Source organism: Salipiger sp. ABF4_146 (assembly GCF_056161345.1).
Genome location: NZ_JBSWYX010000008.1, coordinates 82,018 through 106,561, shown reverse-complemented (window position 1 = coordinate 106,561; position 24,544 = coordinate 82,018). Strand labels below are relative to the sequence as shown.

19 protein-coding genes are annotated in these 24,544 nt (G+C 65.7%); 1 reads left to right on the top strand and 18 read right to left on the bottom strand.

The genetic code is table 11. The features are described 5' to 3' along the window. Positions 1–47: 47 nt before the first annotated feature. From ACXAJT_RS13210 to ACXAJT_RS13145, 14 genes are all read right to left on the bottom strand, one after another. The gene (locus ACXAJT_RS13210; RefSeq protein WP_475235964.1) at positions 48–407 is read right to left on the bottom strand and encodes a response regulator; all 360 of its coding nucleotides are present in this window, start codon (positions 405–407) and stop codon (positions 48–50) included. A 322-nt stretch (positions 408–729) separates the two neighbouring features. Beyond that, on the bottom strand, positions 730–3,519 hold the full coding sequence (locus ACXAJT_RS13205; protein ID WP_475235963.1) for a bifunctional aconitate hydratase 2/2-methylisocitrate dehydratase: 2,790 nt from the start codon (positions 3,517–3,519) through the stop codon (positions 730–732). Between the two features lie 314 nt (positions 3,520–3,833). Then, positions 3,834–5,420, bottom strand: coding sequence for an arylsulfatase (locus ACXAJT_RS13200; protein ID WP_475235962.1), 1,587 nt, complete (start codon positions 5,418–5,420; stop codon positions 3,834–3,836). Between the two features lie 190 nt (positions 5,421–5,610). Beyond that, entirely contained in the window at positions 5,611–7,104 is a 1,494-nt protein-coding gene (locus ACXAJT_RS13195; protein ID WP_475235961.1) for a tripartite tricarboxylate transporter permease, read from the bottom strand. A gap of 9 nt (positions 7,105–7,113) precedes the next feature. Further along, positions 7,114–7,749 carry a tripartite tricarboxylate transporter TctB family protein gene (locus ACXAJT_RS13190; RefSeq protein WP_475235959.1) on the bottom strand — a complete coding sequence of 212 codons (636 nt, stop codon included), beginning with the start codon at positions 7,747–7,749 and terminating at the stop codon, positions 7,114–7,116. Further along, positions 7,742–8,680, bottom strand: coding sequence for a tripartite tricarboxylate transporter substrate binding protein (locus tag ACXAJT_RS13185; protein WP_475235957.1), 939 nt, complete (start codon positions 8,678–8,680; stop codon positions 7,742–7,744). Before ACXAJT_RS13185 ends, ACXAJT_RS13190 begins: the two co-directional genes overlap by 8 nt. Before the next feature lie 49 nt (positions 8,681–8,729). After that, positions 8,730–9,254, bottom strand: a complete 525-nt coding sequence (locus ACXAJT_RS13180; protein WP_475235956.1) for a hypothetical protein — start codon at positions 9,252–9,254, stop codon at positions 8,730–8,732. Between the two features lie 3 nt (positions 9,255–9,257). Continuing rightward, the gene (locus tag ACXAJT_RS13175; RefSeq protein ID WP_475235954.1) at positions 9,258–11,237 is read right to left on the bottom strand and encodes a primary-amine oxidase; all 1,980 of its coding nucleotides are present in this window, start codon (positions 11,235–11,237) and stop codon (positions 9,258–9,260) included. 249 nt (positions 11,238–11,486) lie between these two features. Beyond that, on the bottom strand, positions 11,487–12,527 hold the full coding sequence (locus ACXAJT_RS13170) for an AraC family transcriptional regulator (RefSeq protein WP_475235953.1): 1,041 nt from the start codon (positions 12,525–12,527) through the stop codon (positions 11,487–11,489). 95 nt (positions 12,528–12,622) lie between these two features. Next, positions 12,623–13,729, bottom strand: a complete 1,107-nt coding sequence (locus tag ACXAJT_RS13165; RefSeq protein WP_475235952.1) for a DmpA family aminopeptidase — start codon at positions 13,727–13,729, stop codon at positions 12,623–12,625. After that, on the bottom strand, positions 13,726–14,544 hold the full coding sequence (locus tag ACXAJT_RS13160; RefSeq protein ID WP_475235951.1) for an ABC transporter permease: 819 nt from the start codon (positions 14,542–14,544) through the stop codon (positions 13,726–13,728). Before ACXAJT_RS13160 ends, ACXAJT_RS13165 begins: the two co-directional genes overlap by 4 nt. Further along, positions 14,541–15,425 carry an ABC transporter permease gene (locus ACXAJT_RS13155; protein WP_475235948.1) on the bottom strand — a complete coding sequence of 295 codons (885 nt, stop codon included), beginning with the start codon at positions 15,423–15,425 and terminating at the stop codon, positions 14,541–14,543. The genes ACXAJT_RS13160 and ACXAJT_RS13155 overlap by 4 nt, the downstream gene beginning before the upstream one ends. Then, positions 15,422–16,483 carry an ABC transporter ATP-binding protein gene (locus ACXAJT_RS13150; RefSeq protein ID WP_475235947.1) on the bottom strand — a complete coding sequence of 354 codons (1,062 nt, stop codon included), beginning with the start codon at positions 16,481–16,483 and terminating at the stop codon, positions 15,422–15,424. The genes ACXAJT_RS13155 and ACXAJT_RS13150 overlap by 4 nt, the downstream gene beginning before the upstream one ends. A gap of 59 nt (positions 16,484–16,542) precedes the next feature. After that, positions 16,543–17,565, bottom strand: coding sequence for an ABC transporter substrate-binding protein (locus tag ACXAJT_RS13145; protein WP_475235946.1), 1,023 nt, complete (start codon positions 17,563–17,565; stop codon positions 16,543–16,545). Positions 17,566–17,677: 112 nt separating this feature from the next. On the opposite strand from ACXAJT_RS13145, the gene ACXAJT_RS13140 reads away from it, so the two are divergent. Then, positions 17,678–18,544 carry a MurR/RpiR family transcriptional regulator gene (locus ACXAJT_RS13140; protein ID WP_475235945.1) on the top strand — a complete coding sequence of 289 codons (867 nt, stop codon included), beginning with the start codon at positions 17,678–17,680 and terminating at the stop codon, positions 18,542–18,544. Between the two features lie 152 nt (positions 18,545–18,696). On the opposite strand, the gene ACXAJT_RS13135 is transcribed toward ACXAJT_RS13140, so the two are convergent. The 4 genes from ACXAJT_RS13135 to ACXAJT_RS13120 form a co-directional block, all read right to left on the bottom strand. After that, a complete protein-coding gene (locus ACXAJT_RS13135) occupies positions 18,697–19,029 on the bottom strand; it encodes a hypothetical protein (RefSeq protein WP_475235944.1) in 333 nt (110 codons plus the stop codon). Positions 19,030–19,131: 102 nt separating this feature from the next. Continuing rightward, complete coding sequence (locus ACXAJT_RS13130) at positions 19,132–20,877, bottom strand: SulP family inorganic anion transporter (protein WP_475235943.1); 1,746 nt, start codon at positions 20,875–20,877, stop codon at positions 19,132–19,134. A gap of 55 nt (positions 20,878–20,932) precedes the next feature. After that, positions 20,933–22,510 carry a sulfatase family protein gene (locus ACXAJT_RS13125; RefSeq protein WP_475235941.1) on the bottom strand — a complete coding sequence of 526 codons (1,578 nt, stop codon included), beginning with the start codon at positions 22,508–22,510 and terminating at the stop codon, positions 20,933–20,935. Beyond that, positions 22,510–24,447 carry a TRAP transporter permease gene (locus ACXAJT_RS13120; RefSeq protein ID WP_475235939.1) on the bottom strand — a complete coding sequence of 646 codons (1,938 nt, stop codon included), beginning with the start codon at positions 24,445–24,447 and terminating at the stop codon, positions 22,510–22,512. Before ACXAJT_RS13120 ends, ACXAJT_RS13125 begins: the two co-directional genes overlap by 1 nt. Positions 24,448–24,544 lie beyond the last annotated feature (97 nt).

Sequence of the window (24,544 nt, the reverse complement as noted above, 5' to 3'; positions counted from 1 at the left end):
GGCCCGGACCGATGGTCCGGGCCTTTTTGCTGCGACGCGGTTGGCCCTCAGGCCGCGATGGCGTCGTCGATGGTGGTGAAAAACTCGCCGCGGGTGAACGGCATGGTGAGAATGCCGCTGGCGCCAAGGCCCTTGGCGATCAGCGTGGTCGCCACTTTGGCATAGCGGTTCAGCACGACGATCGGCTGGCGATCGTCGCGGGCGCGCAAATCGCGCAGGAACGAAAACCCATCCTGATCGGGCAGTTCGGGATCCAGCATCACCAGATCGTACTGGCCGCTTTCGATCAGCGGGCGCGCATCATCGGCGGTGGCGGTCTGAAAGGCGGCGTGGCCACCTTCGGAAAGAATACGATCCAGCGCGCGGCGCTGGTCGTGGTCTGGCAGGAGCAGAAGGATCCGGGCCATGCTGATCGCCTCATGTGTTGGTTTCGACAGCCCAAAGGATGCTGCCGCAGAGGCGTTCTCTCAACCGAGTCGTCCAGAGGTTTACGTTACGTCCACGGGGATAACTGCGGGGGAAGTGTGGGGGAATTGCGGGGGGTGAAATTTCCACCCTCGAGCGGCGTATCGTACCGCCCTAAGGTCTGCGCAACGCAAAACGGCACCCTGTCACGCGGCGCGCCCGGGTGGGAAGGACCCTTGCCCGAGGCGCGCCCGAACGGGGTGCCGCTTGTGTTTTAGCTCTTTGGGCACGTCAGGCGCGCCCAAAGAAATCCATATGCCGGGATCAGAAGTGGACCGAACGCGCGGTGCCGGGCACTTCCTGCGGCGGCGCGAATTTGGTCAGGTCGATGCCTTCGACGGCCGACTTGTACTCATCCGCGTTGGGCGTGCGGCCAAGGATGGCCGACAGCACCACCACCGGCGTCGAGGCCAGCAGGCTCTCGCCCTTCTTGTCCGAGGAGTCCTCGACCACGCGGCCTTGGAACAGACGGGTCGAAGTGGCCAGAACGGTGTCGCCCTTGGCGGCCTTTTCCTGGTTGCCCATGCACAGGTTGCAGCCCGGACGCTCGAGATAGAGGATGTTCTCGTACTCGGTGCGCGCTTGGCTCTTCGGGAAGAGATCGTCGAACTCGAAGCCCGAGTACTTCTGCAGGATCTCCCAGTCGCCTTCTTCTTTCAGTTCGTCGATGATGTTGTAGGTCGGTGCGGCCACCACCAGCGGTGCCTTGAACTCGACCTTGCCCTGAGATTTCTCAAGGTTTTTCAGCATCTGCGCGACGATCTTCATGTCGCCCTTGTGCACCATGCACGAGCCGACGAAGCCCAGGTCCACCTTCTTTTCGGCCCCGTAGTAAGAGATCGGGCGAATGGTGTCGTGGGTGTAGCGGCGAGACGGGTCGGCATTGTTGACGTCGGGGTCGGCGATCATCGGCTCGTTGATCTGGTCGAGATCGACGACGACCTCGGCGAAATACTTGGCGTTGGCGTCAGGTGCCAGCGCGGGCTTCTCGCCCGAGCGGATCTCGGCGATGCGCTTGTCGGCCTTGTCGATCAGGCCCTGCAGCGTGCCGTTGGCGTTGTCCATGCCCTTGTCGATCATCACCTGGATGCGGCTCTTGGCCAGTTCCAGCGAGCCGATCAGCGTCTCATCGTTGGAGATACAGATCGAGGCCTTGGCCTTCATCTCTGCGGTCCAGTCGGTGAAGGTGAAGGCTTGGTCAGCAAGCAGGGTGCCGATGTGCACTTCGATGACGCGGCCTTGGAAGACGTTGTCGCCGTGCTGCTGCAGCATCTGCGCCTGCGTGGCGTGCACCACGTCGCGGAAGTCCATGTGATCGGCCATCTTGCCCTTGAAGCTCACCTTCACGGACTCGGGGATCGGCATGGTCGCCTCGCCGGTCGCCAGCGCCAGCGCAACGGTGCCGCTGTCGGCGCCAAAGGCCACGCCTTTGGACATGCGGGTGTGGCTGTCGCCGCCGATGATCACGTCCCAGTCGTCCACGGTGATGTCGTTCAGCACCTTGTGGATGACGTCGGTCATCGCGTGATACTGGTCTTTCGGGTCACGCGCGGTGATCAGGCCGAAGTCGTTCATGAACTTCATCAGGCGCGGGATGTTGGCCTGTGCCTTCTTGTCCCAGACCGACGCGGTGTGACAGCCGGACTGATAGGCACCGTCGACGGTGGGCGAGATCACCGTGGCGGCCATTGCTTCCAGCTCTTGGCTGGTCATCAGGCCGGTGGTGTCCTGCGAGCCGACGATGTTGACCTTCACGCGGACGTCCGAACCGGCGTGCAGGGTCTTGCCCGGGGTGCTGCCGACGGCGTTGCGGTTGAAGATTTTCTCGACGGCGGTCAGGCCCTGACCTTCGGCCGAAACCTCTTTCGAGGGCGCATAGACCTGCGGCGCCTCGACGCCGAGCGTCTCTGCGGCAAACGTCTGGAGCTTCTTGCCGAAGACCACGGCGTAGGAACTGCCGGCCTTCATGAACTCGACCTTCTGCGGGGTGAAGGCGGAGGAGACGTCGACCAGTTCCTTGCCGGACTCGTCGAGCAGCTTCTTGTTCTTGGTGTCGATCTTGAGCACGGTGCCGGTCGCTACCGAGTATTTCTGCTCCAGCACCGGGTTGCCGTCGTTGTTGAGGATCGGTTTGCCGTCAGCGTCGACCTTCTTGACCCAGTTCTTCAGGTCGAGACCGATGCCGCCGGTCACGCCGACGGTGGTCAGGAAGATCGGCGAGATGCCGTTGGTGCCCGCGACGACCGGCGCGATGTTCACGAAGGGCACATAGGGGCTGGCTTTCTTGCCGGTCCACAGCGCCACGTTGTTGACGCCGGACATGCGCGACGAGCCCACGCCCATGGTGCCTTTTTCGGCGATCAGCATAACGCGCTTGTCGGGGTGCTGCGCTTGCAGTTCCTGAATTTCTTTCTGCGCTTCGGGCGAGATCATGCACTTGCCGTGCAGTTCGCGGTCCGAACGCGAGTGGGCTTGGTTGCCCGGCGACAGAAGGTCGGTCGAGATGTCGCCTTCGGCGGCGATGTAGGTGACGATCTTCACCTCTTCCTCGACCTCGGGAAGCTTGGTGAAGAACTCGGCCTTGGCGTAGCTTTCCAGCACATCTTTGGCGACGGCGTTGCCGGCCTTGTAAGCGGCCTCAAGGCGCTCCATGTCGGCTTCGTAGAGGAAGACCTGGGTCTTCAGCACTTCGGCGGCCTGCGCGGCGATCTCGGCGTCGTCCCCCAGCGCGAGGTCCAGCAGCACTTCGACCGAAGGGCCGCCCTTCATGTGCGACAGCAGTTCGAAAGCGAACGCCGGGGTGATTTCCGCAACCACCGTCTCGCCAAGGATGATCTTCTTGAGGAAGGCGGCCTTCACGCCCGCGGCGCTGGTGGTGCCGGGCAGGGTGTTGTAGATGAAGAACTCCAGCGAGTCCTTGCGGTGCTCGTTGGACTCGTCTTCGATCTGGGCGATCAGCTCAGCGACCAGCGCGCCATCGTCAATCGGCTTGGGGTGCAGCCCCTCGCCCTTGCGCGTTTCGATTTCCTGCAAGTAATCGGTGTACAAGCTCATGACGTTTCCTGCGACTGGTGTTTGGCAAAGCTGCATCACCGAAACGTCGGATTTGGCGTCGGCGAGCGGCGGCGGGCTTATTGTATGCGCCAGTATACCAATCCCGTGCCGGCATCAAGCGCCCTGACGTGGACAAATGCTCCGATCGCGCGCCGCGCGCGCGAATTGGCTTGGCCCGCCGCAACCGTGCCGCTGCGCAGATGCCACGTTCACGTTGCGGAAGGCAAGATGATAGAGGAAGACGCCTGACGCCGCCGCCTTTGCGCGATGGCGCAGAGGGTAGGGCGCGTGACTGCGCCCTACCGGGGCCATGCTTACTGCATGCCCTTTTCCATGAAGTCCGCCACGACGTTGGACATGTCGAAAGAGGTCCCCCCCTGCACCGGCGGGTATTCCGCCAACGACTGCAGGTGCTGGTTCATCAGCACGCTCATCGGCTGGATCAGCCAGGAGATCTTCTGCATCAGATGCCCGTAGGCGTCGGTGGTGTCATAGCTCTCGAAGGGGTCCATTCGGATGTTGAACACCAGCGGAACGGTGCGCGGCACGAGGTTGGCGTAATAGTCTTCCTTGGTCGAGAAGTGGAACTTCCACGGCCCCATGCGCACCGCGGTCAGCTTGCTCTCGTAGTAGTGGAAGATATGGGTCCGGCGCGAGGCCTCCTCTTCGCCCATCCAGTACGGCAGGTTGTTCACCCCGTCGATGTACTGCTGCTTCTCTTCCATGACCTCGGCGGCCACGTCCTCGATCCCCGCGGCAGCGGCAAGCGAGGTGAACATATCCTGGTGGCCCTGGATGCCGTTGAGGATTTGCCCGGCTTCGAGCTGGCCCGGCCAGCGGACCATCGATGGTACGCGTACACCGCCCTCATAGGTGGTCATCTTTTCACCGCGGAACGGCGAGGTGCCGCCGTGCGGCCAGGAGGCATGCTCGGGGCCATTATCGGTCGAGTACCAAACGATCGTATTGTCAGCGAGCCCCTGCTCATCGAGCCAGTCGAGCACCATGCCGATGTCATGGTCATGCTGCAGCATGCCGGAGCCGTAGAAATCGGCCTCGGACGTGTACTCCTCGGCGGCATAGCGCCATTCCTCGTTGAGCCGTGTGTAGAGATGCATGCGGCTGGTGTTGAGCCAGACGAAGAAGGGCTCTCCGGCTTCCTGCGCGGCCGACATGAAGTCGATCGCCAGCGGCAGCACTTCTTCCTCGTCGAACATCTTCATCCGCTCCTGGGTGAGCGGGCCGGTGTCCTCGATGGTCTGCATGCCGATCTTGCCGAAGCGCGGCTGCTCGGTGGGGTCGTCGGTCTCGGACGCGAAGGAATGGATCACCCCGCGGGTACCGAACTGGTCTTCATAGGCCTCGAGCGAGCCTGAGAAGGCCTCGCCAAAGCGTTGGTAGTCACGCTGCTCGGCCTCTTCTTGGGTGTTGAGGTGGTAGAGGTTGCCGAAGAACTCGTCGAAGCCATGCACCGTCGGCAGGTGCTCGTTGCGGTCGCCGAGGTGGTTCTTGCCGAAATGGCCGGTGCGATAGCCGATCTCCTTGAGCTCTTCAGCCAGCGTCGGAGAGGCGGCCTGCAGGCCCAGCGGCGAGCCCGGCTGGCCCACCGTCGTCATGCCCGAGCGGATCGGGTATTGCCCGGTGATGAAGGCGGCGCGGCCTGCGGTACAGCTCGGCTGCGCGTAGTGATCGGTGAAGCGGATGCCTTCCATCGCGATGCGGTCGATATTGGGCGTGGTGTAGCCCATGGTGCCCATCCCGTAGGACGACAGGTTCGACCAGCCGATGTCATCACCCCAGATAACGAGAATGTTCGGCTTCTCGGTCTCTTCCTGAGCCAAAGCGGCCCCTGTCAGCCCAGCGAAGGCTAGGGGGATCGCCAGAATATACGGCCTCAACATCACTTTTCTCCCGCGCGTCAATTGCTTGGAACCTAAATAGTGAGGGAACCCTAGCACACGTTTTAAGAGAGTCATCCCTCAACCGTCTGTGATCGGATGTTTTCTTGTCGCAGGGTAAGGTCTCGCATGGGACGGGAAATCGCTCCGCTTTGTGCGGCGCGCAGGACAAGGCCCGCGCGCCGCAAATGGGTCAGGTCTCTGCGGCTTCTGCGCGTTCCAGTGCCTGCCGGCGCAGTGACGCGAAATGCCCCACCACCAGCGCGAGGATCGCCACTCCGAGGAAGGCCGCGATCGGGCGTTGGAAGAAATCGGCAAAGACCTCGACCCGGGCCATGGCAGGGCGGAACTTCGTCTCCATGATCCCGCCCAGCACCAGCCCGAGGATGATCGGCACCGGCGGCAGGTCCTGCCGCTTGAGGATCAGGCCGATCCAGCCAAAGATGGCGGCGATGATGCAATCGGTGATCGAGTTGCGCAGGCTGTAGACCCCGACGAAGCTCAGGGTCAGGATCATCACCCCCAGAAAGCGCGTCGGGATGCGGATGATCTTCAGCAGCAGGTTCGACGAGACCATCATGAACAGCACCACGATGACATTCAGCAGGATCATCGCCGCATAGAGCGCGTAGACGAAATCGATCTGCCCCTGAAACAGCTGCGGGCCGGGGATGACGTTGTGCACGTAGAACACCGACAGCATCATTGCGGTGAGCGCCTCGCCGGGAATGCCGAGCGCCAAGAGCGGGATCATCGCGGCGGCGGGCACGGCGTTGTTGGCCGCCTCCGAGGCCACCAGCCCCTCTTCGCTGCCGTTGCCGAAGGCGTCGGGGGTCTTGGAGGTCTTCTGCGCGTAGGTGTAGCTGAGGAACTGCGCGGTGAACTCGCCGACGCCGGGGATCATGCCCATCAGCACGCCAAAGCCGGTGCCAGCGCCGACCAGCCGCTTGTGCCGGAAACTTCGGGTCATGGCGCGCGCCATGGAGCCGCGGATCGGCGTGGCGTCGGGCGCCTGCTCGGGCCCTGACAACAACAGAAAGGCTTGGCTCAGCGCAAACAGCCCCAGCACCACCACGATCAGGTCGAAGCCCGAGGCCAGCCAAGGCTGATCGAAGGTGAAGCGCTGGGTGTATTTCAGCGGCTCCAGCCCAACGGTGCCGAGGAAGACGCCGAAACCCGCCAGCATGCCCGCCGCCAGCGCTTGGCCGCGGTGCGCGATCACCACCAGCACGAGGCCAAGCAGCGCGGCGAGGAAGATTTCCTTCGAGCCGAACATCGGCGCCACCTTGGCCAGCACCGGCGAGAGCAGGATCAGCGCGAGGATCGACAGGATGCCGCTGCCGAATGACGCGCCATAGGCCAGACCCAACGCCTTCAGCGCCTCGCCTCGCCTGGTCATCGGGTGGCCGTCGTAGGTGGTCAGCGCGTTGACCGCCGTGCCGGGCGTGTTGATCAGGATCGCCGGCAGCGCGCCACCGAACATCGACGAGCCATAGATGCCGAGCAGCATCACCAGTCCGACCAGCGGCGGCAGGGCAAAGGTGGCGGGCAGCAGGATGGCGATGGCCACGGCCGGGCCGACGCCGGGTATGGCGCCGATGATGACACCGCCGACCGAGCCGATCAGCAAGGCCAGCAGCACGTCGAGATGCATCAGCATACCGATGCCGGAAAGAAGCATGTCCATGGCGGGGCCTCAGAAACGGGTCATCAGGACAGAGCGGAAGCCGCTGGCGGGCAGAAGCTCGTAGATCGCGCCCGACGGGATGTTCACCCCCAGCAGGCTGCGGAACACCAGCACGGTGGCGAGCGCGAAGAGCGTTGCCAGCCCCATCCAGCGCAGCGAGCGATAGCCCAGTCGCCAGCTGAGGGCGCAGGTGAAGGCGATGGTCGCAAGCAGGTAGCCGGACCACGGCACAAGCTGCACGTAAGCAAGGAACCACAGGGCGAATTCCAGGGGGCGCAGCCAGCCCTTGATCTCGTTCCAGGCGCCGCCCGAGGGATGCGCGGCGAGGGCGCGCAGCAGGTGGCCGCCAGAGAAGACCAGCATCGTCACGATCGCCACCGCAGGCCAGAAGCGCGGCTGCACGAAAAGCTGGGTGCGCGGCAGCCAGTCGGTCTGGAACGGCAGCAGCAGAAGCAGAAGCAGCGACAGGCCGAAGAAGCCCGCCGCGAAGATCACTTCGCCGGGGCCGGCAGCGCGGCGCGGCGCGCCGGTGACTTGCCGCAGGCTGATGGTGCGCAGCACGCGCTGAAAGCGCGTGCCGGTGCGCTGGCCCGGGCGTGGAGGGATGTCCACGCCCGGAACCGGTTTGGCGACGGGGTCACTCATCGAGAAGCTCGGCGATCTTCGCGCGTGCCGCCATGTCCGCCTCGAGCTGCGCCTCAGACTCCGCCGCGTCCTGCCAGTAGATCAGCGCGCCGGTGTCGGCGGCGAGCTTCTTGGCGGCGTCCGAAGCCATGACCTTTTCGGCCACCGCGGCGATCTTGTCGCGCGCCTCCTGCGGCACGTCCGATTTCACGAACAGCCCGTTCCACAGCGCGAGGTTCAGTTCGGGCACCACCTCGCCGACCGTGGGCGTGTCGGGGGTCAGCGGGATGCGCTCCGACCCGATCGAGGCGAGCACCTTGATGTCGTCAAGGCAGGGGAAGACCTGCTGCAGCGTGGTGTTCATCACGTCCACGTCGCCCGAGGCGAGCGTATTGCAGTCGAGCGCGTCGAAGGCGCTTTCATAGGCGAAATCGAAGCCTTTGGCCTGCGCCACGGCAAAGGTGATCTGCGTCGGCGTCAGCATGGCGCCGAAGTGGCCGAGCGCGACATCATTGTCCTGCGCGTAGGTGGCCAGCTCGTCCAGCGTGGCATAGGGCGCATCTCCGGCGGCGGCGATGACGAACGGGTAGGTCACGAAAATGCCGATCGGCTCGAAGGGGTTCGGCGAAAGCTGCGGGATGCCGATCTCGGGGCCCGAGAGCGGCACGTCCGAGACGAAAGAGCCGATGGTGTAGCCGTCCGCCGGGGCGCTGGCCACCTCGACCGCGCCGGGGAACGGGCCACCGCCGCCGCCGGGCTTGTTCACCACCGCGGCGGCAACGCCGTATTCGCTTTGGAATTCGTCGGCGATCATCCGGGTGAGGATGTCCTCGAGGTCGCCCGGCGGGAAGGGAATGACGAATTCCACCGGCTTTTCGGGGTACTCGGCCTGCGCCGCCAGCGGCAGGGCCGCAAGCACGCCGGTGAGGGCGAGAGGGGCAATGCGTGTCATGTCTGTCTCCTGTTGGTTTGTTTTCTTGGTTTTCTTTTTTGGGTGGTCTTCAGGCGAGGCCCACGCCCATGCCGGCGGTGGCCAGAGTCATCGGGGCGATCTCGCCCAGCCGGGCGAGGTCGCGGGTCAGGACGGCGCGCAGGCTCAGCAGCAGGCCGAAAGCAGCGTAGACGGCCAGCGCAAGTGCCGCGCCCTGCAGGTAGAGGTCCGGTCCCGGCATCGGCAGGCGGGCGAGCCCCTGCGCCGAAAGCAGCGGAATGGCCCCGCTGGCGCAGAGCGCGCTGCCGTTCAGGACAAAGAGTGCGCCCAGCACGAGCGCCATCACGAGGTTCGACGCGGCGCGGTGCGCGCAGAGCGCAGGGGCCGCGTCGCGTGCGGCCAGCGGGACCAGAGCCAGCAGGGCCCCCGCTCCCAGAACCAGTCCCGGCGTACCTCCGGTCATGGCGAGCGCCATGGCCAGCAGCGAGGCCAGCGCCGCCCCGCGCTGCGCCCGGCTCGCCCCGGCCATGCAGGCCAAGGTGCCGAGCGCCGCGAGCGTCAGCAGCGAAAGGTGCCATGCCGAGACCTCTGGCACGGCCTACTCCGCCGCCACCTTGTTCGATCGGCAGCAATGCGCGCCGTTGGGGTCCTTGGGCACGTCCAGCGTCGGGTTGCGGTCGAAGAAGTTCTCGGGGCGCAACTTGAAGCCCGCGTAGTCCACCGGCATCACCGGCCAGTCCTCGGTGCGCGGGAAGTGGGTCAGGCCGAAGGTGTGCCACACCACGATGTCCTCGCCATCGACCGAGCGGTTCGCTGCAGCATAGGCCGGAAGCCCCGCGCCGCCCGGATGCTGGTTCGGCGTGTAGCCCGCCGCCCACATCTCGTCGCGGTCGAACTGCGTGACCCAGAGCGACTTGGTGGCAAAGCCCGCACGCTGGGTGATCGAGGCGTCGTCATCCGCCAGCAGCAGCGGCAGCCCCTCGGGGGCCAGCACGTAGGCGGTCGGCTCGCCGAGGTAATTGGTCGCCTCGGCCGAGGAGATGCGCCAGACACGGCCCAGTTCGTTGCGGGCGACGCGCTGCGCCGCGCTTTCGGTCTCCAGCCGGGTGATTTGCCGGGTAAAGGCGTTGCCCACGGGGTTGCCCTTGCCCATCGGGACGCGCTTCACGTCGATTTCGTCGACCCGGTTCTTCAGCCCGTCGATGGCAAAATCGAGCCTTGCCGAGAACATGTGCTGGTGCTGCGGCGCGCCGAGTTGCGGTGCAAGCTCGGTGGCCCATTCATACTCGCCCTCAGGCCGGCCCGAGGTGAAGACGATGCCGGTCGCCTTGCACTCCAGTTCGATCTTCCCGTCGAGGTAGAAGTACCAGTAGAAGCCGTAGTCGTAGTTGCCGACGGTGACGAAGAAGGACACCACAAGGCGACGCTGGCGGCGCACGTCCGAGCGGCCGGTGAAGATGTCGGTGTGCTTCCAGAGCGTGCCGAAGTCTTCCTCGTGGATACAGACCGCGTTCTTGATCTCCATCGGGTTGCAGAAGTCGTCGACCACGGTGGCATCGACGTAGTGGATCTCGCCCAGACAGTCGCAGCCCAGCACCAGAGAGTTCGCCAGACGCCCGAACTGGTATTCGCCCGCGTCGAAGTAGTTCTGCCACTCGTGCGTCGGCTGCGGCTCGCCGTAGGGCACCACCATCTCCGACACCGAGGCGCGGTTGAGGATCGAGCGGTCACGCGCGCCGTCCTTGAAGCGGATATCGTGCAGGGTGAGCCCCTCGCGCCCGTTGAAGCCGACGCGGATGGACCAATTCTCCCAGCTCAGCACGTTGTCCTCCATGGTGAAGGACCCGCCCTGCGGCTGGGTGATGTTGAGCGGCTTCATCGTCTCGCGCGTCTCGATCGCGGGATCGAGATAGTCGTCGTTCTGCGCGGGCACGGTGGGAAAGCCGGTGTCGACGAAGCGCAGCACTTTCCGCTCGGTCAGGTCGACGTGGCACACCACGCCCTCGATCGGATGGGCCCAAAGCGCGTGGATGGCGTCGGCGCTGGGTGCCTGAAAGCTGAGCACGCGCAGCATGCGGCGGCCTTCTTCACCCTCGAAGCCGAACACGCCAGCCGAGAGAGGGCAGCAGAAGACGGTATCAAGGTCGGTGATGCCGCGCTTGGCCAGCGCCTCGACGAAGCGCGGGTCGGCCTTGGCGATTTCTTCGGCGGCGACGTAATCCTCGTCGAGCACCGGGCCCCAGCCGTCGACCTTGGGATCAAGGTTGCGCTGGTGAATGATCGACTTGGCGGGAATGTCGACGATGATCTCGGTCAGCGCCCCGGCGGCGAGGTCGGTGACCAGCACGCCGATCTCGCGCGGGATGGCGCCGCCCGGGGTGAAGCTGGCCAGCGTCTCGCGGGTGGGCTCGCGCAGCATCACATAGGAGTAGCGGGTGCTCTCCCCGGCAAAGCCGGCGGCCTCCAGAACGGCCTTCAGCGTGGTGATCTCTGTCGCGGTGATCGGGTCCAGCGGGTGCTTGACGGTCTGCGCTGCGGTGGTCTCGGCGGGCGGGGTTTCGGTGATCGTGTCGCTCATCTCGTCCTCTCGGGGGCTTTGGTTGCCAAAAGGCTGAAGAGGGGCGTGCGGTGCATCTATTGCGATACACGCCAAAAATTCGATAAAATGCGCCATTCGTGCCGCCACCCTCGCTTTCCTGCCGCAGCGCGGCGTCTGCGGCTTGAGCGCGGGGAAAAGGCGTTTTCACGCTGCATCTTTGCTACGCGGTTTGGTAGGGTGGGTGATTGTGCGCGCAGCAGCCGAAGAACGCTGGCGCAGGTGAGTCGCCTAGCCGCGACGGCGCGAGGGGGCCTCTCCGGTCCACTCCCGATAGGCCCGCCAGAACACGGTCTCATCGGAATAACCCAGCGTGGCGGCCACGGCCTTCAGCCGCGTTTCGGGGTGCGAGAGCTGTTGCGCAGCGATCTTCTGGCGCTGCGCGCGCACCAGATCGCGCAGCGAGCTGCCTTCAGCGGCGAGGTGGCGCTGCAGGCTGCGCGGCGCGACGCCGAGCGCCGCCGAAACGGTCGCCAGATCGACCGGTGCTTGGCCGAGGTTGCGGCTGATCACCAGTTGCACCCGCTCACGCACGCTGCGCTCCGGGTTCTGCGCGTGCACCAGATCGGCCACGTGCCGCTCGATCACCGCGATCAGCCCGGCGTCCTCGGTGCGATGCGGCGTGTCGAGCCCGACGCCGTCGAACAGCATGCGATTGGCGCTCTGCTCAAATCTGACCGGGGCTCCGAAGAGCCGTTCCAGAAGGTCGGGGCGGCGCGAGGGGGCATGGGTGAAATGCACCTCCTCGGGCGCCCAATGCCGGTCGAAGGACAGGCGCAGCAACTGGCACAGGCATGCGAGCGAAAACTCGGCGTCCTGCGCGCCGGGGGTGCGGGGGGTGGTGCGGATCTGGTAGCTGAGACTGTGCCACCCGGCATTGCCCGTGGCGCCTGTCAGGCTCATCTCGGTGGCGCTCTGCAGCGCGGCCAGCGCGCCTTTGAACCGGTCGAGCCCGCGCCGGATGGTTGCCGATTGCGCCAGCAACAAGCCGGTCGGGCCAAGATCGGCGGGGGTGATGGCGCGGCCCAGCCGGGCGCCCAGCACCGGGTCCTTCGCAGCGCGGGCGGCGGCCTCGAAGATGGTCAGATAGGAGGCAAGAGGGATTTCCTCGTAGGGGTCGCGCAGCGCAGGCAGGGTCAGGCCCTCGGCCTCGACGATCTGCGCCAGCGCCTCGGGCCGGGCCTCGAAATGGCGCAATACCGGGGCCAGCGCGGTGGCGCGGACGAACGGCTGGCCGGCGGGCGGAGCGGGATTTGGGGTGGATGGCGGCATGAGGCTCATCTTGGGCTGCGGGCCGCAGTATCCTACGCCGGATGCGCTTCGGCAAGCGGCGGGAGGCGCCAAAAACACCACCCGCCGCCTGCGTGTCAGCCCTGCAGCAGCGCCATGAGCTGATCGGTGTCCATAGCCCGGCAGGTGCCGACGGCGGGTCGCGCCATCGGCACGTCCTCGGCGGCGCAGAGCGCGTTGAGCACGGCCTCGTCCACCGCCTCGACGGCGGCCATATAGACCGGGTCGAGCAGCTCGTCGTTCAGGCAAGTCATCTGCCGCCACGGTCCCGAAAGCTGCGGCAGCGGCATCTCGTTGGCGGTGGAGAAGGCGAGGAAGATGTCGCCCGAGTTGTTGCCCCCCGGCGAGCCGGCGCGGCCGATGCCAATGGCGGCGCGGCGCGACAGGCGCTCGAGTTGGCTCGAAGACAGCGGCAGGTCGGTGGCGAGGATGACGATGATCGAGCCACGCTCGGTCATCATGTCCATGATACGGTGCTCGGTCATCGTCTCGCCAACCCGGCGGCCTGCCACGGTCAGCCATGGCCGCAACCCGTGGTTGGCCTGCACCAGCGCGCCCATGGTGAAGCTCTGGCCTTCGACCTCGATCCGCCGCGAGGCGGTGCCGGTGCCGCCCTTGAACTCGTAGCAGATCATCCCCGCGCCGCCGCCCGAGTTGCCCTCGGTCACAGGGCCGGGCTTGGCGGCGTCGAGCGCCTGCCGTGCCAGCGCCTCGGTCACATGCAGCCCGTTGATGTCGTTGAGCACGCCGTCGTAGGTCTCGGCCACCACCGGCATCGCCCAGAGGTGGTTGTCTTCCCATGTGGCGCCATAGGTCTCGACCATCCAGCGCACCGCCGCGGTGTGGCAGGGGCCGATGGCGTGCGAGTTGGAGATCATGATCGGCCCGGCCAGCCAGCCGCCGTCGCGCACCCAATGCGCGCCGGTCATCTCGCCGTTGCCGTTGAGGCTGAACTGCCCGGCCCAGACCGGTTTCGGCTCGGGGTCGCGGCCACGCGGCAGGATCGCGGTGACCCCGGTCTGCACCTGAATGCCGCGGGTGGCGAGCGCCGGGTCCTGCGACGAAAGCAGCTCGGTGGTGCCCACCTCGATCCCCGGTACATCGGTGATGGCGTTGAGCGGTCCGGGGGTGCCGGGCAGGGGAATTCCCAGCGCGCGGGCGCGGGGTTTGGTCTTCGAAGTCATTTCTGTCGTCTCGATCTGAAGTAGAGGCCGGCGGCGGCGATCACCAAAGTGAACAGCAACATCAGCGTGGCGATGGCGTTGATCTCGGGCTTGATGCCGCGGCGGAGCAGCCCCCAGATGTGAATGGGCAGCGTGGTATTGCCGGTGCCGGCGATGAAATAGGTGATCACCAGATCGTCCATCGAGATGATGAACGCCAGCAGCCAGCCGCCGAGGATACCGGGTGCGATGCCCGGCAGGGTCACCTTGCGGAAGGTCTGCGTCGGGGTGGCGCCAAGGTCGGCGGAGGCCTCTTCGACGCTGGTGTCGAACTCGGCCAGCCGGGCAGACACCGTGACGAACACATAGGAGATAAGGAAGGTCGACTGGCCGATAATGATGGTCATCATCGACAGGTTCATGCCGATGGTGATGAAGAAGATCAGCAGCGCGATGCCAAGCACGATGTCGGGCATGATCATCGGCACCATCAACAGCGTCCGGTAGAACCGCGCCAGCCGGAAGCGGTAGCGCGCCACCGCCAGCGCCAGTGCGGTGCCGCAGATCGTGGAGAACACCGAGGTCGAAAGCGCGACGATCAGGCTGGTGCGCACCGCGCCCCAGAGCTGGTCTGTGCTGTCGACGAAGGTGGCGCTTTGCGTCAGCGAGGTCTCCATGCCGAAGAGCTGCCGGTACCAGTCCAGCGTGAAGCCGTCCCAGATCATCATGTTTAGCGTGTTGGCGTTGAACGAGTAGATCACCACCAGCAGGATCGGCGCGTAGACGAAAACGAAAAAGAGCAGCCCGTAGAGGGTGAGCAGGCGGCGCAGGATCATGACTGCGCCTCCTTCTTCGCCAGCCGGAACTGCGCGATCAGCAGAAGCAGCACGGCGGTCATCACCAGCATCGCCAGCGCCGAGCCGAAGGGCCAGTTGCGCGCCGAGAGGAACTGCTGCTCGATCAGATTGCCGATCATCAGCACCTTGGCGCCGCCCAGCACCGAGGGCACGATGAAGTTGCCCAAGGCCGGAATGAAGGTGATAATCGAGCCGCCGACGATGCCGGGCAGGGTGGCGGGCAGGATCACCTTGCGGAAGGTCTGAACGCGTGTGGCGCCGAGATCCGAGGAGGCCTCGATCTGCGCCATATCGAGCTTTTCGATCGAGCCGTAGAGCGGCAGGAACATGAAGGGGATGAAGACGTAGGTCATCCCGAGGATCACCGCGAAATCGGTGTAGAGGAATTCCATCGGCGCGCCGGTCAGCCCCAGCCCCATCAGACCTTGATTGAGAAAGCCTGTGGGCCGCTGGATCAGCACCCAAGCGAAAAGCCGCACGATCAGGCTGACGAAGAACGGCAGGGTGACCAGAAAGATCGCGAAGTCGCGCAGGCCGGGCCGCATCCGGCTGATCCAGAAGGCGGCGGGGTAGCAGACCAGCAGGCTGGCCAGCACCGTCAGCGCCGCCAGTTTCAGCGAGCGCAGGAAGATCGCGATGTAGACCGGATCGAACTTCTCATACCGGGTGTCGGCCCAGCCGAGGATGCGCCCGTAGTTGAGGTGCGAGAAGATCCAGTCGACACCGCCGTAAAGGCCGGGTGTCAGGAAGCTGTAGACCAGCATGATCAGCAGCGGGCCGAAGAAGAACACCAGCAGGAACACCGTCGGCGCCCCCAGCAGGCCCACCAATTGCAGCAGCTTACGGCGGGCGAGGCTCATGCGGTGACCTCGTCGATCAGATGCAGCCCCTGCGCCGGCGCGTGCAGCGTCAGCGTCTCGCCAACGCCGGGCAGGGCGCTGCCGCTGCGCAGCAGTGCGTGCAAGGTGCCATGGCCGGTGGTTTCCAGCGCGATCTGGTGGTCGGTGCCGGTGTAGTAAGTCTCGCGGATGGTGCCGGTGAAACTCAGGGCATGATCGTCGGGCGCCCTCACCGACAGCGTCTCGGGCCGAAGCAGCAGCGTCGCCTCGCCTTTGGCATGGGTCGCGGCAAAGCTCTGACCGTCGTTCAGGCAGGCTCTGCCGCCCTCGATCTTCACGGGCAGCAGGTTGCTCTCGCCAAGGAAGTCGGCGGTGAAGAGATTGGCAGGCGTCTGGTACAGCTCGGTCGGCGCGCCGATCTGCTGGATCTGCCCATGTGCCAGCACGGCGATGCGGTCGGACATGGTCAGCGCCTCCTCCTGATCGTGGGTGACGAAGACGAAGCCTATGCCCAGTTCGCGCTGCAGCGCCTTCAGTTCCTGCTGCATCTTCTGGCGCAGGTTCTTGTCGAGCGCCGAGAGCGGCTCGTCGAGCAGCAGCAGTTTCGGCTTGGCGGCAAGCGCGCGGGCCAGCGCCACGCGCTGTTGCTGGCCGCCGGAAAGCTGCTGGATCGAGCGGTTCTCCATCCCCGCAAGCCCCACCAGTTCCAGCATCTCGCCGACGCGATTGCGGATCTCGCGCTTGTCGCGTCCGGCGATCTCCAGCGCGTAGCCGACGTTGCGCGCCACACTCATATGGCCAAACAGGGCGTAGCGCTGGAACACGGTGTTCACCGGGCGGCGGTGCGCCGGCATCTGGGTGACGGCGCTGCCGTCGATCAGCACCTCGCCCGCGTCCAGCGTCTCGAAGCCGCTGATGGTGCGCAGCAGCGTGGTCTTGCCGCAGCCCGAGGGGCCGAGCAGGGTGACGAACTCGGCGCTGGCGAGCTTCAGCGAGATGCCGTCGAGCGCGGTCATGGTGCCGCCCTCCGGCGTCCGGAAGGACTTGCGGGCGTCGAGGATTTCAAGCGGGGATGGCATTGCGGAGCGGTCCTGCGTACCGGCGGGGAAGATCCCCGCCGGATGGGTGTCAAAGGGCATCATTGCGCGGTCTTGATGCGCGTCCATTCAGAGTTGTAGAGCTGCAGATCGCGGCCAAGGTCTTCGAAGATCTGTAGTTTTTCCATGACGTCCTGCGACGGGTAGATCGTCGCGTTCGCCGCGATCTCCTCGGGGATCAGATCCTGCGCGGGCACATTGGGCGTGCCGTTCATCTGCTGCTCGACGTTCAGCGCGGCGATCTCGGGGCGCAGGTAGAACTCAAGGAATTTCTTCGCGGCGTCCTTGTTGGGCGCCGACTCCAGAACGCACATGTCCTCTTGGTACATGGTCGCGCCTTCCTCGGGGATGATGTAGCCGACGGTGTCGGGGTTTTCCGACACATAGAGGTTGGCGCCCACGTACCAATGCGCCGCCGCCACATCGCCCGAGATCACCTGCGGCACCGAGTCGTAGGTGAAGGCGGTAACGCCGGAGATGTGGTCGATAACGTAGTCCGCCGCCGCCTCGACCTCGGCCGGATCGGTCGAGTTCACCGAGTTGCCGTTGACGATCAGGCCGATGCCGATGGTCTCGCGCAGGTCGTCCAGCAGGGTGATCTTCTTACCGTCGGCGCCAAGCGCGAAGAAGTCGTCCCAGCTCTGGATGTCGCCGGCCAGTTCCTTGTTGTAGACGATGCCGACGTTGCCCCAGGCGTAGGGCAGGCAGTACTCGGCGTCGGGGTCGGTCTGGGCGCGCACGAACTGCGGGTCGATGTTTTCAAACCCCGGTGCCTCGCCGATGTCGGTTTTCGCCAGCAGGCCAAGCTGGAACATGATGTCGTGCATGTGGACCGACGGGAAAACGATGTCGTAGCCCGTGGCGCCAGCCTGAATCTTTGCTAGCATTTCCTCGTTAGAGCCATAGCTGTCGAGCGTGACCTCGATACCGGTTTCTTCGGTGAAGGCCTCGAGCACGGCGGGGTTGATGTAATCGCCCCAGTTGTAGAGCGACAGCGTCTCGGCGGAGGCCGCCAGCGGTGCCAGGACAAGCGCCGTGGTTGCGGCAAGATGCGTCTTTTTCATGGTTTCGGTGTCTCCCTGTCAGGCGGTTTTTCGGTTTTGCCTTGAGTCGCCAAAATGGTGCGATACTGTCATTTCGGTCAAATGTTAGTTTTCTATCGTCGGGGAAATCGCCATGTCGCACGGGTTCGCCTCCTACGCCGAAGCGCCGGTTGATGAATTTGTAAGCAAAGTCGAGGAAGGGCTGCCGTCCTTGCCCAAGCAGGAGGCGAAAGTCGCGCAGTACTTCTTGCTCAATCTCAACTCGATTTCCTTCGAGACCGGAAAGTCGATCGCCCAGAAGGCGGGCGTGGCCGAGATCACCGTGGGCCGGATGCTGCGCCGCTTTGGCTGTGCCGGGATGAAAGAGTTCAAGGCGATGCTGCGCCACCGCTATTCGGTGACCGGCGAGAGCCTTGCGACCGACAGCAGCGATCTGCCGCAGGATTGGCAGGACCAGATGAACGCCGAGCTGCGCGCGGTCAGCACGGTCTACGCAAAGATCAACACGCCGGCGTTCCAAGCGGCAGAGCGCTATCTGCGCGAGGCGACCGATGTCTATGTGACCGGCTTCCAGACCGTGCGCGGGCTGGCTGAGGATACGGCGCGTCGGCTGGCGTTGGCGCGGCCGCGGGTGCGGTTCCTGTCGGGCCATGACGGCATGCTGTCGGAATGGCTCGACCCGCCCGCGGAGGGCGGCAGTTGCCTGTTGATCATCGACGTCATCCCCTATGCCGCCGAATGCGAGACGCTGGCGCGGATGGCGCGCGAGCAGGGGCGCTCGGTGGTGGTGATCACCGACGAGTATTGCCACTGGGCGCATGAGGTGACCGACGCGGTGATCAACACGCCTTCTAAAACCGGGCTGTTTCTCGAGTCGATCCTCGGGCTCAACGCGGCTTCGAGCCTGCTGGTGCACGCCACGGCCACCGCTCTGGGCTCGGACATGGATCAGCGCATGCGCGACTGGAAGCGGCTGGCGCATCGCATCGGCATATTCTGAACGCGCGGCGCTCGAATGCCGGGTTGCATCGGCGCGCCTGGTGTCGCCTCAGCCGCCCCCAACCGCGCGGCATTGGTCTTTGCCGAACACCCAAATTTACCCGCGCGGCAACGGTCTCTCGCTCTGCTGGTGCCGCGTTTCGGGTAGCCCGCTCATCTGAGCAGGCTCTCGATACGGCTGCGCTTCTCGGCGTCATTGGCCTTGCTGTTATAGAGAATGGCGCGCAGCTTGCCGACCCTCGCGGGCGGGATCGATGCCGGATCAAGGCCCGGAACCAGCGTCCTGAGCGCCTGCTGCTCGCCGCTGGTCAGTCGCGTCGGTTTGCCGATGCTCATGGCAAGCGTCCGGCCAGCGGGCTCTGCCGGAGCCGTGGCCGCAGGGGCGACCGGGGCGCGCTCTGGCCCGCCGGTATCGCCGTAGGCCGCCGAAAGTGCGCTTGGCGCCAGCAGCGCCAATAGTGCGGCGGCGGTCTTGAGCATGGTCATGGCTCTCTCCCGTTGATCTTTATTGCGCGGTCAAAGCATAGCGCGTGGGTCAGGGCGGACAAGTGGGGCAGGGCCGACAAGCGGGTCGCGCCGGATCGCCGGTCACGTGCGCGTATCGGGCTGCGGCGGCGGCCCCGGCTGCGCGGCACACTCGTGGAAGATGCGCTTGGTACAGGTGGCACAGATGTCGGGATCGAGCTTTGGCACGATCAACGCGATGGCATCGCCTTTCGACAGGTGCAGCCGCTCGCGGGTCAGTTCGCGCACCACCTTGAAGCGCGCCAGTTTGGTCAGCGTGCGCGGCGTTTTCACTTGCAGGTGCAGCGCCCCGCCCATGCGCTCGCGCCGCCGTGCTTCATCTAGGATCAGGTCGGCCCCGGCAAGATCGATGTCGCCGCCGCCCTTGACGATGAACAGCATGGTGCGCTGCAGCGGGCGCTCACGTTCGAGCCGCCGGAACTCGCGCCGCAGATATTCCACCGAGCCGAAGAACAGCGGCCCGTCGAGACGGCAGACCATCAACTGCGGACATTCCTCCAGCCCGTTCGGCGCGGCGTGCTTGAACACCCGGCCCGGCGTCGACGGATCCGGCGCCCCCTGTCCGAGGAAGGGGCGTGCCGCGCCGCGCAGGAAGAAGCCCAGCGACAGCAGCACGCCGACATAGATCGCCGTCTCGAGGTTGACCAGCAGCACGGTGGCGAAGGTGACCCCGGCGATGATCGTCTCTGTCGAAGAAGACGTGACCAGATGCCGGATCTCGTGAAAATCGATCAGCCGCCATGCCACCAGCATGATCACCCCGGCAATGGCGGGGATCGGCACCACGGCAAAGGCGGGGGCCACCATCAGCAGGATCACGAAGAGGAAGGCCGAGGAAAAGATTGCCGAAAGCGGGGTGCGGGCCCCCGCGTCATAGTTGATGCCCGAGCGGGTGAAGGAGGCCGAACTGGGATAGCAACGGAACAGGCTGCCGATGACGTTCGACAGGCCTTGGGCCAGAAATTCGCGGTTGCCGTCGATCATCTGCCCCGAGCGCATCGCCAAGGCGCGCGACACCGAGAGCGCTTCCAGCAGGCCGACGATGGCGATGGCCATGGCGCCGCCGCCGAACTCGCGCAGGTCGCCCAGCGAAAGCTCCGGCATGGCGAGGCTGGGCACGATCTCTCCCAGCGGGCCGATGGTGGCGATGCCCGCTTCGGCGCCGCCGAGCGCGAGGCTGAGGCCGGTGGCGAGCACAAGCGCGGCAAGGTAATTGGGCCAGAGCGGGCGCCACAGCTTGATCGCCAGCCCGACGCCGAAGGCCGTGCCGGAGATCGCCAGTGCGTGCCAGTCCGCCGCCAGAGCGCCCTCGGGGATCGCCGAGAGAAAGGCGCCGAGGTCACTGGTCGAGGGCAGGGGCACGCCCAGCACATGCCGCACTTGGCTCAGCGCGATGAGGATCGCCGCGCCGGTGACGAAGCCGGTCATCACCGAATGAGAGACGAAATCCACCAGCGCGCCAAGCCGCGCCACGGCAAAGGCCAACTGGATGAGGCCGACCATCAGGCACAGGGTGACCGCGGCGGTGATATACTCGGGCGAGCCCGGCACATAGCGCCCCGAGAGCGTGGCAAAGAGCATGATCGACAGCGCCGTGGTGGGCCCAGACACGGCGTGCCAGCTGGACCCGAGCAGGGCCGCCACGAGGGTCGCGACCATCGCGGTGTAAAAGCCGTACTCAGCCGGCAGCCCGGCGATGGCGGCGAAGGCCACGCCCTGCGGCAGCACCAGCGTCGCGCCGGTGAGGCCAGCCATCAGATCGGCGCGCAGGGTGTGACGGCTGGTCAGCCCGATCCAATCTGGGACCAATGCGGAGACGCGCGCCCGAAGGGCGCGCGGGGATGTGCTCTCGCGGGCCATCGGATCAGGCGCGGGCGACAGGCGCCGGGGCGGTTTCGGTATGCGCCAGTTCGGCCTGCATCAGTTGCTCGAGCAGGTGCGCCTTGACCGTCGCCGCCTCGGGCGCGTCCCAGAGGTTGCGCAGCTCGTCGGGATCGGCCTCGAGGTCGTAAAGCTCGCCCCAGCCCAGCCCCTGGAACACCGAGATCCGGTAGCGGGTGTCGCGCAGCGAGTGCACGTTGGGACAGACGCCCAGCCCGTCCATCTGAGCCTGATGCGCATATTGGATGAGCACGCCCTCGGGCGCGGTGGCCTCGGACATCAGATCGCGCCCCTGCATGCCCCAAGCCTGTTCGATCTTCGCCCGTTCGAGGATGGTGGCGCCGATGTCCAGCGTCTGGCCAAGCCGGTCGCTGCGGGTGCCATGCGCGCCCTGCGGGTCGGCCCAGACGAAGGGCACGCGGGTGATCTGCTCGTATTGCTCGGACCCCTTGAACAGCAGCCGGTGATCGCCGAGGTGATCGCCGTGGTCCGAGGTGAAGATGGTGACCGTTTCGTCCTTGCGCCCGGAGGCGGCGAGCGCGCCCTGCACACGGCCGACCGCGTCGTCGATCATCGTGACCATGCCGCAGGTCAGCGCCTGCGCTTCCTGCGCCTCGCGGGCCGAGCAGCCGATGGCGTTCATCCCCTGCAGGTTGGCATGGCCCTCCTCGCGCGCCCCCAGAACACCGGCCACATGCGGCGGCGGGGTCCAGTCGTTCGCCGTGAAGGCGGTGGGCACCGGCATGTCTTCGGGTTTGTACATGTCCCAGTACGCGCCGGGCGGGTTGAACGGGTGATGCGGGTCGGGCCAGCTGACCATCAGGAAGAACGGCGTGTCGCTGTCCTTGCGCGCCTCCAGCCACGCGCTGGCGCGCTCGGCGATGTAGGAGGTGGAATAAAGCTCCGCCGGGACCGCGGTGCGCACCGCCTGCGGACAGCTGTAGTCATGCGGCAGCTGGTTCTTGGCCCCCATCTTGGAGCCTAGGTCCGGATCGCGCTGCAGCGCCCAGCGGGTGTAGTCGCCGCCGACGTGATCGCCGTGTCCGGTGACCAGTTCCACATGGTTGAAGCCGTAGAAGGGCACGGGAACCGCAGGCATCTCGCCCGACCAGAAATCCGGCTCTTCGACGTGGTAAACCGGCGTTGCGAAGTCGTTGCGGACCGCCTCGCTCAGCTCGCCGTTGGCCTTGTAGTAGCCGGGCCGCGCCTCGGGCGGGGTCAGCACCGGGGCGATGCCGGTGAAGGTCTGCAGGTGGCTCTTGCCGATCAGCGCCGTGTCATAGCCCGCGTCGCGCAGCAGCTCGACAAAGGTCACATTGCGCTGCGACAGCGGGATGCCGTTGAAGCGCACGCCGTGGCCCGAGGGCATGCGGCCGGTCATCAGGCTGGCACGGTTGGGCATGCAGACCGGGCTGGCGACGTAGAACCGGTCAAAAGCAGTGCCGCGCGCGGCCATGGCGTCGATGTTGGGTGTACGCACGATCGGGTGGCCATAGCAGCCAAGGAAATCGGCGCGGTGCTGGTCGGTGATGAACAGGATGAAGCTGGGACGGTCAGACATCAGAGGACCTCGGCGGGTTGAAGTTTCGCAGTGCGGCGCCAAACGGCGAGCGCAAGGCCCAGAGCGAGCGCGGCGGCGCCGGCAAGCACATAGGGCGATAGGAGGGTGGCGGCGCAGAGGAGGCGCAGCAGGCGCTCCCAGCCCGGCAGGCGCTGCTTGTCGAAGCCGATGAGGGCGCTGGCGGCGAGGTAGAGCGAGGCCGCCAGCGTCAGCAGCGAGAACAGCACAAAGCCGAGCGGGGCTGCCGTCGCCGCCTCGGAGCCCAGCAGCAGCGCCGGGTTGTAGACAAAGGCGAAGGGCACGAGGAAGATCATCGCGCCGATCCGCGTTGCCTCGACCGCCGTGCCGATGGGCTTGCCCTTGGAGATCGACGCCGCAGCATAGGCCGCGATGGCCACCGGCGGGGTGATCACCGAGGCGACGCCGAAGAAGAAGACGAACATATGCGCGGTCAGCAACTCGACGCCAAAGCCGGTGAGCGTGGGGCCCATGACGGCGACGATGGCGATATAGGCGGGCAGCGTCGGCATCCCCATGCCCAGCACGATGCAGCCGGCGGCGGCGATCAGCAGGGCGGCCATCAGCGAACTGCTCGCGGCATTGGCCAGCAGCACGGCGAATTTTGTCGGGATGCCGGTTGCGTTCAGCGTCGAGACAACGATGCCCACCATGGCGATGGCGATGGCCAGTTGCGCCACGGTCTTGCCGCCTTCGGCCAGCGCCTCGATCAGCTTCCATGGCGCGCGGCGGATGTCGGGGTTGATGAAGCTCATCGGGAACAGCAGGAAGATCGCCGCGATGGAGGCCCCTGCGGGCGACAGGCCCGAGACCAGCAGCCAGACGATCAGCGCGATCGGGCCAAAGACCAGCGCGAGGTTGATCCAGTCCTGCCCGGCGGGCGGCTCAATCGCCTCGTCTTCCTCGCGCGCGGTGATGCCGAGCTTCTCGGCCTCGAAGAAGACCGCGAGGAACAGGCTGACGTAATAGGCGATGGCGGGGATCAGCACGGCGAGGATCACCGCCAGATAGCTGACGCCGACGATGTCGGCCATGACCAGCGCGGCGGCGCCCATGATGGGGGGGAGGATCTGACCACCGGTGGAGGCGGCAGCCTCGACAGCGCCGGCGAAGTTGCCGGAGAAGCCGCGGCGGCGGATCATCGGGATGGTGACGACGCCAGTGCCGACCACGTTGGCCACGGCGCTGCCCGAGACGGTGCCGAAAAGCGCCGAGGCAGAGATCGCCGCATAGGCCGGCCCGCCGCGGAACCGGCGCATCAGATGAAAGGAGATACGGATCATCGAGCCGCCCGCGCCGCAGCCTTCAAGCACCGCGCCGAGGATGATGAAGGGCAGCACGGTCGACAGCACGATGCCCATGATGTTGCCCAAGATGCCCTGGCTGGCGTCGTACCAGATGTTCTGGGCGATGAACTCGTTCATGTCGCCGACGATGGTCTGGAAGACGCCCGGCCAGTAGGGGCCGGTGGCGAGATAGGCGAAGACCACGGCGCCAAGAATGGCGATGGGCGCGCCCCAGAGCCGCCAGCAGGCGATGATCGACAGCACGGCGGGGATCGTGGCCAGCCATGCCTCGCGGGCGGTGAAGAACATGAAGCTGTCCTTCAGGATCATAGAGACCTGATAGTAGTCCCATGACACCCAGCTCATCAGCCCCAGCGCGAGGGCGTAGCCAATCAGGTGGAATATGCTGAGCTTGCCGTCGCGGGTCAGGCGCAGCGCGTCCCAGATCAGGAAGCTCAGAAAGCACAGCCAGTAAAACAGCGGCCGGAACCAGTCGAGCTCGAACGGACCGACGCGCGGCAACACGCCATAGGTGGGCAGCACGTTGGCGAGCCCGGCAAGGGCGATGACAAGTCCAACGGCAAGACCTGCCCAATGCAAGGCCTTCACCCTGCGAGAAATCGAAACTGTCATGAGATCTCCTCCCGGCCCGGGTCGGGCCCTTCGCCGCGGGGCGGCGGTGCCCCGGCCCATCAGGCGGGCCGGGCGCGGTTCATCTGCTCCGGCGGTG

Excerpts from the sequence above, each read along its gene's own strand:
- ACXAJT_RS13210 (WP_475235964.1), bottom strand. The coding sequence starts at position 407 with ATGGCCCGGATCCTTCTGCTCCTGCCAGACCACGACCAGCGCCGCGCG.
- ACXAJT_RS13205 (WP_475235963.1), bottom strand. The coding sequence starts at position 3,519 with ATGAGCTTGTACACCGATTACTTGCAGGAAATCGAAACGCGCAAGGGC.
- ACXAJT_RS13200 (WP_475235962.1), bottom strand. The coding sequence starts at position 5,420 with ATGTTGAGGCCGTATATTCTGGCGATCCCCCTAGCCTTCGCTGGGCTG.
- ACXAJT_RS13195 (WP_475235961.1), bottom strand. The coding sequence starts at position 7,104 with ATGGACATGCTTCTTTCCGGCATCGGTATGCTGATGCATCTCGACGTG.
- ACXAJT_RS13190 (WP_475235959.1), bottom strand. The coding sequence starts at position 7,749 with ATGAGTGACCCCGTCGCCAAACCGGTTCCGGGCGTGGACATCCCTCCA.
- ACXAJT_RS13185 (WP_475235957.1), bottom strand. The coding sequence starts at position 8,680 with ATGACACGCATTGCCCCTCTCGCCCTCACCGGCGTGCTTGCGGCCCTG.
- ACXAJT_RS13175 (WP_475235954.1), bottom strand. The coding sequence starts at position 11,237 with ATGAGCGACACGATCACCGAAACCCCGCCCGCCGAGACCACCGCAGCG.
- ACXAJT_RS13170 (WP_475235953.1), bottom strand. The coding sequence starts at position 12,527 with ATGCCGCCATCCACCCCAAATCCCGCTCCGCCCGCCGGCCAGCCGTTC.
- ACXAJT_RS13165 (WP_475235952.1), bottom strand. The coding sequence starts at position 13,729 with ATGACTTCGAAGACCAAACCCCGCGCCCGCGCGCTGGGAATTCCCCTG.
- ACXAJT_RS13160 (WP_475235951.1), bottom strand. The coding sequence starts at position 14,544 with ATGATCCTGCGCCGCCTGCTCACCCTCTACGGGCTGCTCTTTTTCGTT.
- ACXAJT_RS13155 (WP_475235948.1), bottom strand. The coding sequence starts at position 15,425 with ATGAGCCTCGCCCGCCGTAAGCTGCTGCAATTGGTGGGCCTGCTGGGG.
- ACXAJT_RS13150 (WP_475235947.1), bottom strand. The coding sequence starts at position 16,483 with ATGCCATCCCCGCTTGAAATCCTCGACGCCCGCAAGTCCTTCCGGACG.
- ACXAJT_RS13145 (WP_475235946.1), bottom strand. The coding sequence starts at position 17,565 with ATGAAAAAGACGCATCTTGCCGCAACCACGGCGCTTGTCCTGGCACCG.
- ACXAJT_RS13140 (WP_475235945.1), top strand. The coding sequence starts at position 17,678 with ATGTCGCACGGGTTCGCCTCCTACGCCGAAGCGCCGGTTGATGAATTT.
- ACXAJT_RS13135 (WP_475235944.1), bottom strand. The coding sequence starts at position 19,029 with ATGACCATGCTCAAGACCGCCGCCGCACTATTGGCGCTGCTGGCGCCA.
- ACXAJT_RS13125 (WP_475235941.1), bottom strand. The coding sequence starts at position 22,510 with ATGTCTGACCGTCCCAGCTTCATCCTGTTCATCACCGACCAGCACCGC.
- ACXAJT_RS13120 (WP_475235939.1), bottom strand. The coding sequence starts at position 24,447 with ATGACAGTTTCGATTTCTCGCAGGGTGAAGGCCTTGCATTGGGCAGGT.